Origin of the sequence: Apibacter sp. (genome assembly GCF_025291155.1) — a bacterium.
Lineage (GTDB): Bacteria > Bacteroidota > Bacteroidia > Flavobacteriales > Weeksellaceae > Apibacter.
In genome coordinates this window covers 1-13,871 of the sequence record NZ_JAMBJZ010000057.1, presented here as the reverse complement: position 1 = coordinate 13,871, position 13,871 = coordinate 1, and the positions used below count along the sequence as shown (strand labels likewise).

Below are 13,871 nucleotides of genomic sequence, written 5' to 3'. Positions count from 1 at the left end.
AAAAATAGAATTTATTAGTAAAAGTTTAATATCTTGTAATTTTAAGAGTTATTTAGTATTTTATTACAATGATATTTCTCGCTATTTGAGGATTCGTTCATATAACAATTTCAGCGACCTATATATAATCAAATAATGGACTATCGGAGATGCAATTATATATCAATCCTTTCATTTTAATGATTTATAAATTATTTTATCTTATCAAGAAAAGCGATATTCACATCTGGATTTTTCTATAAAATTACTTCGCCTTTCAAAAACTTTTTTCGGATTGACTATCCTATCCTATTGGAAGTGTTTCTTATTTTTGCTCTTTTGAATATTCATTTAGCAGTCTAGCCTAAAGCCAAAATATTTTCTATTTTCTCAAACAAAGTCAGATTAATACATTAGCACAAAACGGAACAAACTCATTGGAAAACAACTTTGTTTATGATATGGTTGAAGGGGATGGGACAGATATAAATGATAAAAAAACTTTACAGGGAAGTCATTACTTAAAAAATGATGCTTAGTTTAGTCGATGTTTCTAAATCTAAAGAAAATTCAGAAAGAGAAAAAGCTTACTGGAATAGTTTTCATTGCCAGAATAGAATTATAAGTTCAAAAAACCGAATTTATGGAAAATATTGTAAAAACAGGTTTTGTACGGTTTGCAGTGCCATAAGAAAGGCGGAAATTATCAATCGTTATTATCCAATCCTGCAAACATGGGAAGAACCTTAATTCCTAACTTTAAAGGTGAAAGCAGTAAAAGCAAAAAGCCTCAGCAAGTAGATTAATGGTATGTTCAAAGCTTTTTCATTGATCTTAGGTAAATATAAGAAACGGTATCAACGGGGAAAAGCTATTCAGCTTATGGAAATTAAATCTCTGGAGTGCAATTTCAACCCTCAAAAGAAAACCTATAATCCACACTTTCATATTATCACAGCTAACAAGAAAATTGCAGAGGCTCTGAAAGAAGAATGGTTACAACTATGAAGATACAAAGACAATCCTGATAAAATAGTAGTTTCTCCCAGTGCTCAGTTCATACGGAAAGTGGAAAATCTGGAAAGAGATTTGATTGAGGCTATCAAATACGGGAGTAAGATTTTTACTGAACCGGATATAAAGAATAAATCCTAGAAAGAAAAAAGCTCTCTTCCTCTCATGATATATGTGCAGGCTCTGGACGCTATTTTTATGGCTATGAAAGGAAAACGGATTTTTAAACGATTCGGGGTTAATCTTCCTAAAACTTAAAAACTTCAGCCGGAATCTAAAATGATTTTTGAGTTTGATAGCTGGATCTTTGACCCTAATGTTAATGACTGGATAAATACTTCTACGGGGGAATATCTTACCGGATATATGGCTCCTGTAGAACTTTCTTATTTATTAGAGGAAGCCGTGAATAAAATAATATTTTAGTCAAAATTTTGTAAATAGCTTCTTTCAGCTCTTTTAATTATATTTCTTACTACATAGCTTTGTACTACTTACAATTTCACCCTAAATTCGCTTTTAAGAAAAATAGTTGTAAAACACATGAATATTGATTTGATAAGCTTAGGTATCCAAAAAGGGTTAATAAAATTCGATGAGGAGAAAAAGGCAATCACATATATACATCAAAATAAGAAAAAGAACTATACTAATCCAGAAGAGAAAGTACAGGCTTTGACTTTTCTTAAATTGGTGCTTCATTATGGCTACAATCCTTAAAGAATACGGCAATTTGTTCCTGTTAAGATGGGAACTGAGACCAAAGAAGCCGATATAGTTGTATACAACGATGATGGATGTGAAGAGCCTCATATTTTGGTTGAATGTAAAAAGGACGAAGTTAGCGAACAAGAATTTCTGCAAGCCATTGACCAAGCTTATAGCTATGCATATGCTCTCCCCAATGATGTAAAATATGTTTGGATAACGTCTGGGCTGAGAAATGAATATTTTTCGGTTGATAAAAACAAATCGACTCGTATAGACGAACCTGATATTCCTCAGTTCGGTGTAAAGAAACTCGAGAACTATAAATTCGTTTATGATGCAGAAGGCTTAAAACAGGAAGCAGGAAAACAAAAATTTTCAGATATAAAGGTCATTGATGAGGATTTGTTGACGAAACAATTCGAGAAGGCACATGATGCTCTTTGGGCTGGAGGACAATTAAACCCATCCGAAGCATTTGATGAATTGGATAAGCTTATATTCTGTAAAATTTGGGATGAACGTAAAGACCGAAAAAGCGGAGAACCTTACGACTTCCAGATAATCACTGTAGATAAAGAGGAGATAAAAGGATATGACAGACTTTCTGCTGACCAACTCAAAGATGCAATCCGTCTGGAAGAAAACAAACGCTTATCTGAACGTATAAAGGCATTGTATGAGGAAGGACGAAAGAAAGACCCCGAAGTGTTTCGAGATGGTATCCGTTTGACTGACGAGCATATTCGTACAGTTGGGGTATCTGCAAGAAATAAACTTAGGAGAGACAGACCTTGATAGCAAAGGACGTGCTTTTGAGACCTTTATGGATTCGTTCTTTAGGGGAAGTTTCGGGCAGTATTTTACTCCTCGCCCTATTGTGAAGTTCTCGACCGATGTGTTGCCAATAACTAACAAATCGCTGGTACTTGATACTTCTTGTGGTAGTGGGGGATTCTTGCTATATGCTCTTAACAAAGTTAGAAGCCAAGCAACAGAATATTATCCCAACTACAAAACAGACATAAAGCAAAATAAAAAGCATTATAAGCACTGGCATGACTTTGCCGAAAACAATCTCTATGGGATTGAGATAAACGAGCAAATATCACGTGCTGCCAAAATGAATATGATTATCCACGATGATGGTCATACTAATGTAATTACCGCAGATGGGCTTTTGAATGAAAATGAAATCCAAAAGCTGACAAAAAACAGAGGTTTCCAATACAACCGATTCAACTTTATTATAACCAATCCTCCTTTCGGCTCTACTATCAAGAGTAAAGAGAAAAACTATCTGAAAGAATACAGTTTCGGACAGAAAGAACCCGACTGGTTGGATGTTAAAGCAAAATCGACCCCAACTCCACGAGAAAACCAAAGTACCGAGATTCTATTTATAGAACAGTGCTATAAATTTCTGGAAGAGGGTGGATATTTGGCTATTGTCTTGCCCGATGGAATTCTAACCAATAGTAGTCTTCAATATGTACGTGATGGTATAGAAGATATGTTTCGCATTGTAGCCGTGGTTTCCATGCCACAAACGGCATTTACGGCAACAGGGGCAGGTGTTAAAAGCTCTATGCTATTCCTCAAAAAGCACAAAGTAGCACATACCGAAAAACTGAAAAATAAGAAGCTGAGTCTACAAGTCAAATTGAAAAAGAAGTTTGACTATAATGTAATTTTAGAAATTTGGGACATAGAGAAGAAACAGGTATTGAGAGACCTCGAAGGATTCGATAATCCGTTTATCGACTTAAGTACTGCCGAACTGAAAAGGACAGATGAATATAAAGAGTGGCGTGCTGAGGTAAATGCTGAATATACTGAGCGTATCAATAATCTGAAAGAAGAGTTACAAGAAGCATACCTAAAAGCCAAACAAGAGGAACTGCCCGACTATCCTATATTTATGGCAATAGCCGGAGATATTGGCTACGATGCCACAGGCAAGAAGACCAACAACAACGAACTGGATTATATCAGTGAGGAGCTGACTAAATTTATAACTGCAATAAACAATGGAGCAATATAAATTACCGTCACACATCAATCCTGATAAGGTTTTTATAGTCAATCGTTCTGAATTGCAAGGGCGGTTTGACACCTCATTTTATAAAGAAAGGTTAGATTTTACAAACTGCACAAAGCTTTCAAAATTAGTAAAGATAAAAGGAGGTAAAAGAATACCACTAGGATATGATTATAGTGACACTGAAACCTCTAATTTATATTTAAGAGTCGCAGATATACCCGATGAGAAAGATTTAGATTTTAATGGTTTAAAATATATATCGGATGAACTTTACTACATATTAAGGCGATATGAGACTTTTGAAAACGATTTGATTATATCAATAGCAGGCTCAATTGGTAAAATTCAAATTATCAAAAATATCCCTAAAGGTAGACGAGTTATCCTTACTGAGAATTGTGCTAAAATAGTCTTAACAGACAATAGGATAAATCCAGAATATTTTGCTTTAGTTTTGAGAACAAAATTTCTTCAAAAGCAAATAGAACTAGGATATATACAGACTACTATACCTAAATTGGGTTTAGATAAAATACAAGAACTACAAATTCCTGCAATTCCTTCTCTTGAAATTCAGCAACAAATAGTAGACTTATATCAAGAAGCCTACAATCAGAAGCAACAAAAAGAAGCTGAAGCAAAGGCTCTATTAGATAGCATAGATAGTTATTTGTTGGGCGAGTTGGGTATTACCCTTCCCGAAAAGGATAATAGCCTACAAAAACGTGTATTTACTACTGAGTTTAGTAAAGTTACAGGGAATAGAGTAGATAGTTATTATTATAAAGCAGAATTTATAAATCTTTATACAGCCATTGATAAGGGAAGATATCAAGTTTTAACAGTTAAAGATTGCATACGTTCTATTACTAATGGCTTTGATTTTAGAGACTATGCGACTTCTGGAAACCCATATATAAAGGTCGCAAATGTGAGACCTTATGAATTCGATTTCAATAATATTCAATACATAAACTTATCATCATCTGAATTAACAAAAAGCATTCAACTAAAAAAAAGTAACCTTTTACTAACTAGAAAAGGTTCATTTGGTATTGCTTTGGCTTTGGATAAAAATTATGATTATATAATAAGCTCAGAAGTATTTTATTTAGATTTGAAAAATGACATAATCAGTAGTGGATATATGGAGGCATTTTTTAATTCATCTATAGATCAAATGATTTTTGATAGAATCAAAATAGGTGCTATAATGGGTAGCTTATCGCAAGAAGCAGTTTTAAATATGAAAATCCCACTTCCTCCTCTCGAAAAACAGAACGAAATAGCCCAACATATACAAAGCGTCAGAGAGCAAGCTAAACAGCTTCAAAATGATGCTAAAACGATACTGGAGCAAGCAAAAAAAGAAGTAGAAGAAATAATTTTATATAATTAATTTTCAAATTTAAAATATGTTATTATTCACAAAAGATAAAAATCAGCTTTCAGAATTAAAGGAAAAACCTTTGAAACTGGAAAAAGAGATACAAACACTTTTTGAAAGTAATTTGGAAATTATTACCGGATTAAAGTTTATTAAATCCGAATTTATAATTAAAAATAATCGTATAGATACATTGGTTTTCGACCCTGAATCAAAAGCTTTTATTATTGTAGAATATAAACGGGAAAGGAATTTTAGTGTTATAGATCAGGGAGTTTCCTATCTTAACCTGATGCTTGAGTATAAAGCCGATTTTATTGTTGAATATAATGAAACACAAAAACAATCCATCAAAAGAAATGAAATAGATTGGTCACAAAGCCGGGTCATTTTTGTTTCTCCTTTTTTTACAACATTTCAGAAACAATCCTCCAATTTTAAAGATTTAGCTATAGAACTGTGGGAAATCAAACAATATGAAAATAACATTCTGGTAATAAATCCTATAAAAAAGTCTAAATCAGCCCCAAGCATCAAACAAATACAAAGTGATAAAAATTCTGAAATAAGCAAAGTAGCCAATGAAATTATTGTATATACAGAAGAAGATCATCTGTTAAACAAATCTGATGGGGTTAAAGAACTATATGAAGCCTATAAAAATGCTATTTTAAACCTTCCTGCCAGTATTGAAACAGAGCCTAAAAAATTATATATAGCCTTTAAAAAAGATAAAAATATTGCAGATATTGTACTATTAAAAAAAGGGCTGAAAATTTTCATAAACAAGAAAAAAGGAGAGCTGGACGATCCTAAAAAACTGGCAAGAGATATTTCGAACGTTGGACATTGGGGAAACGGGGATTATGAAATCATCATTAACGATACTCAGGATTTAGAATATATTATGAGCTTAATAAAACAGGCTTTATAGATTGTGATTTCTCAATTTATCCACTTCTTCCAGCTTATCCATAGGAACCAACTGACAAGCTAAATCCAGAAGGTTTACAATATCCAGAAATTCATGATGTTCAGCATTTACCTCATGAGCAAATAGAGAACTTTGGCAGACTTTTAAAATGGATTGTATAGTAAATCCTACCTGCTGGTAATTATCTATTTTCAAAACAATTTTTACCTTATCGTCATCTAAGGATTCTAAATATTGCCTTGCCCTTTTTTGAGCTGCATTTTGCTGTTGAGTTATTTTCTTCTTTTTCTTCATCATTTCAAATACAAAGAAAATTTATTACTACAGAATATAAAACCACAGACCGGATAAAAACACTCTGTTAAGGTTGTAAAAAACCACGCATTCATTTTTACCGGAATTTTTACTACTTTTGTTAAAAGATAAAATTCTTTTCCCCCATGAATACAGATACAGCCAGCCCAAAAGTACACCACGGAAGAAATGTAAAACGATTGAGAGAAATATTAGGAGTAAAACAGGAAGTATTGGCAGATAAGCTGGAACTTTCCCAGCAAACCGTATCTAAACTGGAAAATAAAGAACTTATTGATGATGAAACTTTAGGGAAAATTGCTTCAGCTCTACATATTCCTGTGGAAACCATCAAAAATTTTAATGACGAGGCAACTTTTAGCTTTATAGCAAATAATTTTCATGACGCTTCAATTGGTGTAAATAGCAATTGTACAATTACATTTAACCCTATTGAAAAAATTGTAGAGCTCTATAACGAAAAGCAGGAACTTTACGAAAGAATGATTAAAGAAAAAAATGAGTTGATCGAGAAGTTGCTAAGTAAGTAAAAAATATTTTTTGAAAATTTAAAAAGATGACGTCTGTTTGACCTCATCTTTTTATTTTTTAATAAAAATCAAACTAGTTGAAATGTTGTCTAAAAACAAAAACACCAAGCTATAACGTTTGGTGTTTCAATTATTTGAATTTTTATTTAGTGGAGCTGATGGGGCTCGAACCCACGACCTTTAGACTGCCAGTCTAACACTCTAGCCAGCTGAGCTACAGCCCCAACTTTTTAAGTTTACAAAGATAACGTATTTTTCTTTTTTGCCAAACTTGCTATCGTAGTTTTCCTGTAAATTTCCAAAGTAGCATCTCTAACTTCTATGAAAACATCACGTATCGTGCAAGTATCTTCTGTAGTACAAGTATCGCAAGTTTGATGATACATAATTGAGACACAAGGAAGTAAAGCAATAGGGCCATCCATTAATCGAATTACCTCTATTAAGGTTACTTTTTCAGGATCTTTATTTAAACGATATCCTCCTTTAGCCCCTCTTCTACTCGTTAAAAATTGCGCATTCTTAAGATCCCTTAAAATATTTTCCAAAAACTTCTTAGGAATATTCTCATCTTTTGAAATTTCAGATGACAATATATTCTTCTCTTTATCTTGTTTTGCAATATAAATTAAAGCCTTTAATGCATACTTACATCGATTCGATATCATAAATTTAAAGGTAATTATTTTCCTTCAATTAGTAAAACTATTTCTCCTTTCAAGGGCTTTTCTTTACATATTTTCAATACTTCTCCAACGTTTCCTCTTATGGTTTCTTCATACATTTTAGTAAGCTCCCTGCTTATACTTATTCTCCGTTCTTCCCCAAAAATTTCTAAAATTTGTTCCAATGTTGAATTTATCTTATGCGGACTTTCATATAAAATTATTGTTCTACTCTCTTGTGATAATTCTTTGAGCTTAGATTGCCTACCTTTTTTGGGCGGTAAAAAACCTATAAAAACAAATTCATGTGAGGGAAGACCGGAAACTACTAAGGCTGGAACAAAAGCTGTTGCGCCGGGAAGGCACTCAACAGCAAGATTTTTTTCAACACATGCTTTAGCAAGCATATATCCGGGATCAGATATTCCCGGAGTTCCGGCATCGGTTATTAACGCTATGATACGCCCCTCGGCAATTTGCTGCGTATATCCTTCCGTCTTTTGGTGTTCATTAAACATATGATACGACTGCATAGGTGTTTGTATGTCATAATGTTTAAGAAGTTTCCCAGATGTACGAGTATCTTCTGCTAGAATTAAATCAGCTTCTTTTAAAAGTCGTAAGGCGCGTAGCGTTATATCTTCCAGATTTCCTATTGGAGTCGGGATTAAATATAGCTTTCCACTCATTTATTTCATTTCTTTTTTAAGAACCAAATCTGCATACAATTAACCCGGAAAGACGTTCTACATATTCTCCCTTATTTTTCCAATTATATTTTACGAACATTTCTTCCATCCATTTTTTTGCTTCTTCAATAGTTCTCGTTTGATTTAAAATGCCAAATTCAGCATCCATATCTGCTTTGCTCCCGTTAAACAATTGGCTAATAAATGCAATGGAATCATTAAAATCCAAACTTATAGGCCTTAACACTTTACTCTTCTCAAAAAGTTTAAAATCTGGGATTTGAATAGTTTCTAAATCTGACTTTGTTAAATTTTCTTCTCTTTCACGATTATCTTCTTCTATTATGTTTTTCTGAGCCACTTCTTTTACCTCATTATTTTCGATTTTTTCAGTAATAAGAGTTGGCTTTTCTTGGACTTCTTCTATTATTTCCTCTTTTTTACTTTCATGATAAAAATCTCTTATTTCAACCTTTTTTTCATTGACATTCTCTTTGTTTTCTAAGTTCTCAAGAATTTGTTGATATTTGGAAGTGGAAAGCTGTTTTAAGAATATAAATTTTTCATATAAATTTTGGATTTTTTGTTGATGAGACAGTAGTCCTGAAAAGCTTTGTACACGACTAATTTCTGCGGCAATGGATTTTATTTCCTCCAGAACTTCTTTTTGAAATATTTCTTTGGCATTCATAATTTGCTTTTTATATATGTTCGTTAATTTCTACTTTTGTAAAAATTTTTATTAAAGACCCGAAATTTACAAATGTTTCTCGAAAATACAACAAATAGTACCCAACAAACTGGCTGGATTGAAGTAATTTGCGGTTCCATGTTCTCCGGAAAAACGGAAGAACTTATTCGCAGACTTAAACGTGCTGAATTTGCAAAACAAAAGGTTGAAATTTTCAAACCTGCCATGGATGTAAGATATGATGAAACATTAGTAGTTTCCCATGATCAAACTTCCTATCCCAGCACTCCCATCGATAATCCATTGGAAATCCCTCTACTTGCCGCCGATTGTGATGTGGTAGGAATTGATGAAGCCCAATTTTTCAGTGATACCATCGTTGAGGTTTCCAACTTACTTGCCAATCAAGGCAAAAGAGTAATTGTAGCCGGATTGGATATGGATTTTAAAGGTAGACCTTTTGGTCCGATGCCCTTTTTAATGGCAACGGCTGAATATGTAACTAAAGTTCATGCTGTTTGCGTAAAAACCGGTAATTTGGCTAATTATTCCCATCGCATTTCAGCTGGTGAAAACTTAGTTGAACTTGGAGAAAAAGATAAATATGAACCTTTGAGCAGACAAGCTTTTTGGGAAGTCCTTGCTCAGGAAAACACACAGAAAAAGGATAAAATTTAGCGCTACTATTGACATGATTTATTCTGTATCAGCACTGGCCCATATTCTCGGCGCGAAACTTTTAGGAGATCCTAATAGTAAAGTCGAACATATATTTTACGACAGTCGTAATATCATATCTCCTACCCATGGGGTATTTATAGCTTTTTCAGGAATTCGAAACGGTCATAATTTCATGGAAGAAGCTTATAAAAAATCTATACGCATTTTTATATGCTCGCATATTCCTGTGGTACATCCTGACGCTACCTATCTTATTGTAGAAAATCCAATTACGGCGCTACAAAAATGGGCTCACCATCATCTATCATCTTATCAGGGGCTTACCACTATCGGTATAACCGGCAGTAATGGTAAAACTGTTTTAAAAGAATGGATAAATCAATGTCTATGGGAAGAATTTTCAATTATAAAAAGCCCTAAAAGTTATAATTCTCAAATTGGACTTCCATTATCAATATTACAAATTGATTCCAAACATAATTTAGGAGTTTTTGAAGTAGGAATTTCTAAACCCGGGGAAATGGATAAGCAAGAAAAAGCTTTACATCCCAACATAGGCGTTTTAACGAATGTATTGGCAGCGCATTCAGAGTATTTTAAAAATAAAGAAGAACATATTCTTGAAAAAATAAAACTTTTTAAACATTCAAATGTTATTATTTTTCCCAATGAACCAAGCATTTCAAAAATAATTCGAGAAATTTACCCCGATAAAAAATTAGTTTCTTTTGGAGAGGATCATTCGGACATCCAATTATTAAAAACTACCCTCAAGGATAATATAGCTTTACTGAAAATTTCCATATTTGGTAAAATAATAGAATATACTTTTCCTTTTACGGATCATGCTTCCATACAAAATGTATTAGGCTTACTTGCTGTTTTAAATGAATTTGAATTTTCTCCCAATTTAATACAAGAAAAGCTTCTGCAATTACAATCAGTATCCATGCGATTAGAGCTAATGTCGGGAATCAATAATTGTACAATTATTAATGATAGTTTCAATTCCGATTACCAATCATTGGAAATTGCTTTACATTTTCTTTTTCAGCAAAATAAGCCTAAAAAAGTATTAATTCTTTCGGATATATTTCAATCTCGGATGCCTGATGCTGAATTGTATAAAAAAATTGCCGATTTGGTCAATTCCTTCCCTTTACAATATATATTACTCGTTGGCGAAAAAACTTATAAGTATAAAAACTTATTTACCGCCATGTATAAAAGTTTCCTATCCACCACGGAGGTTATTAAGTTTTTAGAAAATCAATCTATAAAAGATGCTACTATATTGATAAAAGGGGCACGTAAATTCGAATTGGAAAAAGTTGCTCAATTATTAGTAGTACAATCTCATGATACCATATTGGAAGTAAACCTCCATTCCTTATTAATGAATGTAAATTATTTTAAAAGCCAATTAAAACCCGAGACCAAGATAATTGCTATGGTAAAAGCTTCTTCTTATGGATTAGGTAATTTTGAAGTCGCAGAAGTTTTACAATATTATCATATTGATTATCTTGCTGTAGCTTATCCTGATGAAGGTTTTAAATTAAGAGACAAAGGAATTTATTTGCCTATTATGGTCATGAATCCGGAAATGAGTAGCTATGATAGAGTCATAGATTATAAATTAGAGCCGGAGATATATAGTTTTCGCGAACTTGACTTGTTCATCCAAAAATTAAAAGAAAAAAACACAGCAAAAAGATATCCTATTCATATTAAAATAGATACTGGAATGCATCGTTTAGGATTTCAACCTGAAGAAACCCGAAAACTAGGAGAATTATTAAAAGATAATGATTGGATAGAAGTTAAATCGGTTTTCAGTCATTTTGCCGTGTCTGATGTTTTGGAAGAGGAAAAATTTACAAGATTACAAGCGTCAAAACTCAATTATTCATTTGATATTTTGGTAACTATATTAGGATACAAACCGCTTCTTCATATTTCTAACTCCACTGGGATTATCAATTATCCGGAGTACCAATTTGATGCAGTACGTTTAGGAATAGGCATGTATGGATATATTGATAACGAAAAAGCCTTAAAAAAACTTGAAAATGTTATTACTTTAAAAACGGTCATTTCAAATATTCACGAACTGAAACCGGGAGAAACAGTTGGTTATGGCAGAAGGTTTATAGTCCAAAAAAATAGGTCTATTGCAACTTTACCTATTGGTTATGCAGATGGAATTAGAAGAATAATTGGAAATGGAAAAGGATATGTAAATATACAGGGGAAAAAAGCTCCCATTATAGGAAATATATGTATGGATATGATGATGGTTGATGTTACGGGTATTGCATGTAAAGAAGGTGACACCGTTATAATTATCGGCGAAAATCCAAGTTTGAAAAAGTATGCAGAATGGTATCAAACTATTCCTTATGAAGTATTGACTTCTATTTCGCCGAGAGTTAAACGTATATATTATAGGGAATAAAATATAATTTTTCTTTAATTTAAAATAATTGAATTTCAAAAATTATTGCTGAATCTTACAATTATATTTCAACTACATTTCTAACTATTTATAAAAACTAAGATTTTAAGCAAGTAAGCAAAATACATATTGCTTACTATCATTTTTTCAAATGATATCGTTTGCGGATATATTTAAAATATTTCTGAAATAGAATTTTTGCAAACATGCTTTCAATAAAGATGTTTTAAAAAATTTATATTTCTAAGCTTAAAATCTATAAAGATCAATTATGTAAGCGTATACTTGCTCGTATCAAAGCTATAGCATTAATTTGCTCCATTAACATATCTTTAGGCTGATGGTGCTGATTTTGTGATACTAATTTTATATAGTTATCTCCCAATTCTGATTTCTGAACAAATTTAACAGTAGTATATTCATTCCAGTCATCTATTTTTATTGAAAGTAAATACATTTCTCCCCAAAAAATTTTATCTAAAGTAATTTCTTTGTACAAAACGATATCTCCACTTTTCAATAAAGGATACATAGAATCCCCTTTTACATATACTCCCCCGTCACATTTAGCTATTCCAGGTATACGAATACGATCTAAAATTGCTTCGCTTGAAGTTCCTTTAAAGAGCTCAACTAATCCTGCAGTAGCTTCCAAATCGTATAAAGGAATATCTTGTATATCCCATATTGGATCTGTAGTTTTACGAGAAACGCTTATTGGAGATGTAATTATTTCTTCGCCCTTTGTAAATCCCGAAACTCTTTTAAGCATAGATTCTCTACCGGTAAGAAGCCAATTTACATTTATTTCATCAAACTTATTTGCAATATCTTTCAATATATCGTAAGAGGGTTTATTTCCTTCTTTTTTCAAGCGATTAAGTTTTTCTGAAGAAGTATAACCTAACCCATTGACTGCAAAATCATGAACACTTCTAAACCCTTTATAGTTAATAAGATCTATTATTCTTTCAAAGAAATTTGTATTTTTTCTCATTTTTAATTTACTTTTTGCAAATATATTTGTATTTTTGTCTAGTATTGTATTGTAAATATACGACAAATTTTTACAAAACTATATAATAGTCAGAAAATTAATTTATTAGTACAAAAATAAACTATAACCAATTTACAAACGAATAAGAAAATAATATAGGTAAATTCTGATACATACCATTTTTCTATGTAATGATGAAAATAAATTTATATATACTTTATCTATTTAATATTACAAACCTAGCTGCAATATTTTTAGAAATACCTTTTTTCACAATCCGAAAAGCTATATAAATATTTTCATTCTATCAATTAATTAATAAACAAATTTGAAAGAATTTGACATTCTGATATGTCAATACAACTAGAAAAAACACTTATCATGAGAAAAAAAAGATTAAATCTCCTTGACCTGAGAACTTGTTTAAGTTATGACTCAGAAGTAAAAAAATTTCTTAGTTTAAAAGAAAGATGTATAATTCATCACAATCAGATAAAAATACTCGAATGGGCTTATCCATTAGAAATCCCTGTAGATCTTATAGCTAAAATTGAAGAAAAACTAATTGAAATACGAAGAAAAAGATGGAAAAGGCCGGAATATCATTTTGAAAAAGAACGCAATACTATCATACGCACAAAAATAAGATAAAATACAGGTGTTGTCTTATCTTTACATCCGGCCTATTCTATAATTTAATTCACATTTTTGCTATAAAGTATTGATAACTAAAATTTCATCTTGTTTCCTCATGAATTCATCAATAGAATAATTACTAA

The 13,871-nt window shown here is 31.9% G+C and carries 16 protein-coding genes and 1 tRNA gene; 11 read left to right on the top strand and 6 right to left on the bottom strand.

The window, feature by feature from the left end; all coding sequences use genetic code 11:
• Positions 1–507: 507 nt before the first annotated feature.
• The 7 genes from M3Z80_RS06560 to M3Z80_RS06530 all read left to right on the top strand — a co-directional run bounded on the left by M3Z80_RS06560 (position 508) and on the right by M3Z80_RS06530 (position 6,066).
• The gene (locus M3Z80_RS06560) at positions 508–729 is read left to right on the top strand and encodes a hypothetical protein (protein WP_293918688.1); all 222 of its coding nucleotides are present in this window, start codon (positions 508–510) and stop codon (positions 727–729) included.
• Between the two features lie 543 nt (positions 730–1,272).
• The gene (locus M3Z80_RS06555; protein WP_293918686.1) at positions 1,273–1,419 is read left to right on the top strand and encodes a hypothetical protein; all 147 of its coding nucleotides are present in this window, start codon (positions 1,273–1,275) and stop codon (positions 1,417–1,419) included.
• Between the two features lie 117 nt (positions 1,420–1,536).
• The gene (locus M3Z80_RS06550) at positions 1,537–1,713 is read left to right on the top strand and encodes a hypothetical protein (protein ID WP_293918684.1); all 177 of its coding nucleotides are present in this window, start codon (positions 1,537–1,539) and stop codon (positions 1,711–1,713) included.
• Positions 1,714–1,740: 27 nt separating this feature from the next.
• Positions 1,741–2,499: a type I restriction enzyme HsdR N-terminal domain-containing protein gene (locus M3Z80_RS06545; protein WP_293918682.1), complete on the top strand. Its 759-nt coding sequence runs from the start codon at positions 1,741–1,743 to the stop codon at positions 2,497–2,499.
• Entirely contained in the window at positions 2,456–3,745 is a 1,290-nt protein-coding gene (locus M3Z80_RS06540) for an HsdM family class I SAM-dependent methyltransferase (RefSeq protein WP_293918680.1), read from the top strand. The genes M3Z80_RS06545 and M3Z80_RS06540 overlap by 44 nt, the downstream gene beginning before the upstream one ends.
• Positions 3,732–5,144, top strand: a complete 1,413-nt coding sequence (locus M3Z80_RS06535; protein WP_293918678.1) for a restriction endonuclease subunit S — start codon at positions 3,732–3,734, stop codon at positions 5,142–5,144. The genes M3Z80_RS06540 and M3Z80_RS06535 overlap by 14 nt, the downstream gene beginning before the upstream one ends.
• Before the next feature lie 16 nt (positions 5,145–5,160).
• The gene (locus M3Z80_RS06530) at positions 5,161–6,066 is read left to right on the top strand and encodes a DUF5655 domain-containing protein (RefSeq protein WP_293918676.1); all 906 of its coding nucleotides are present in this window, start codon (positions 5,161–5,163) and stop codon (positions 6,064–6,066) included.
• Here the strand turns inward: M3Z80_RS06530 and M3Z80_RS06525 are convergent.
• On the bottom strand, positions 6,061–6,360 hold the full coding sequence (locus tag M3Z80_RS06525; RefSeq protein ID WP_293918674.1) for a hypothetical protein: 300 nt from the start codon (positions 6,358–6,360) through the stop codon (positions 6,061–6,063). The genes M3Z80_RS06530 and M3Z80_RS06525 overlap by 6 nt on opposite strands.
• A gap of 146 nt (positions 6,361–6,506) precedes the next feature.
• Between M3Z80_RS06525 and M3Z80_RS06520 the strand changes: the two genes are divergently transcribed.
• On the top strand, positions 6,507–6,911 hold the full coding sequence (locus M3Z80_RS06520; protein ID WP_293918672.1) for a helix-turn-helix domain-containing protein: 405 nt from the start codon (positions 6,507–6,509) through the stop codon (positions 6,909–6,911).
• Between the two features lie 150 nt (positions 6,912–7,061).
• On the opposite strand, the gene M3Z80_RS06515 is transcribed toward M3Z80_RS06520, so the two are convergent.
• From M3Z80_RS06515 to M3Z80_RS06500, 4 genes are all read right to left on the bottom strand, one after another.
• Positions 7,062–7,135 (bottom strand) — tRNA-Ala (locus tag M3Z80_RS06515).
• A gap of 12 nt (positions 7,136–7,147) precedes the next feature.
• Positions 7,148–7,579 (bottom strand): RrF2 family transcriptional regulator, encoded by a 432-nt coding sequence (locus tag M3Z80_RS06510; protein ID WP_293918670.1) that lies wholly within the window; start codon positions 7,577–7,579, stop codon positions 7,148–7,150.
• A 14-nt stretch (positions 7,580–7,593) separates the two neighbouring features.
• Positions 7,594–8,265 carry a 16S rRNA (cytidine(1402)-2'-O)-methyltransferase gene (gene rsmI, locus M3Z80_RS06505; RefSeq protein ID WP_293918669.1) on the bottom strand — a complete coding sequence of 224 codons (672 nt, stop codon included), beginning with the start codon at positions 8,263–8,265 and terminating at the stop codon, positions 7,594–7,596.
• A gap of 16 nt (positions 8,266–8,281) precedes the next feature.
• Positions 8,282–8,956, bottom strand: coding sequence for a hypothetical protein (locus M3Z80_RS06500; protein WP_293918668.1), 675 nt, complete (start codon positions 8,954–8,956; stop codon positions 8,282–8,284).
• Between the two features lie 72 nt (positions 8,957–9,028).
• Here M3Z80_RS06500 and M3Z80_RS06495 point away from each other — a divergent pair, with 72 nt between their 5' ends.
• On the top strand, positions 9,029–9,634 hold the full coding sequence (locus M3Z80_RS06495; RefSeq protein WP_293918667.1) for a thymidine kinase: 606 nt from the start codon (positions 9,029–9,031) through the stop codon (positions 9,632–9,634).
• Between the two features lie 13 nt (positions 9,635–9,647).
• The gene (locus M3Z80_RS06490) at positions 9,648–12,095 is read left to right on the top strand and encodes a bifunctional UDP-N-acetylmuramoyl-tripeptide:D-alanyl-D-alanine ligase/alanine racemase (protein ID WP_293918665.1); all 2,448 of its coding nucleotides are present in this window, start codon (positions 9,648–9,650) and stop codon (positions 12,093–12,095) included.
• Positions 12,096–12,360: 265 nt separating this feature from the next.
• Here the strand turns inward: M3Z80_RS06490 and M3Z80_RS06485 are convergent, their stop codons facing one another.
• The gene (locus M3Z80_RS06485) at positions 12,361–13,092 is read right to left on the bottom strand and encodes a S24 family peptidase (protein WP_293918664.1); all 732 of its coding nucleotides are present in this window, start codon (positions 13,090–13,092) and stop codon (positions 12,361–12,363) included.
• Positions 13,093–13,473: 381 nt separating this feature from the next.
• Here M3Z80_RS06485 and M3Z80_RS06480 point away from each other — a divergent pair, with 381 nt between their 5' ends.
• On the top strand, positions 13,474–13,743 hold the full coding sequence (locus M3Z80_RS06480; protein WP_293918663.1) for a hypothetical protein: 270 nt from the start codon (positions 13,474–13,476) through the stop codon (positions 13,741–13,743).
• The last annotated feature ends 128 nt before the right edge of the window (positions 13,744–13,871 follow it).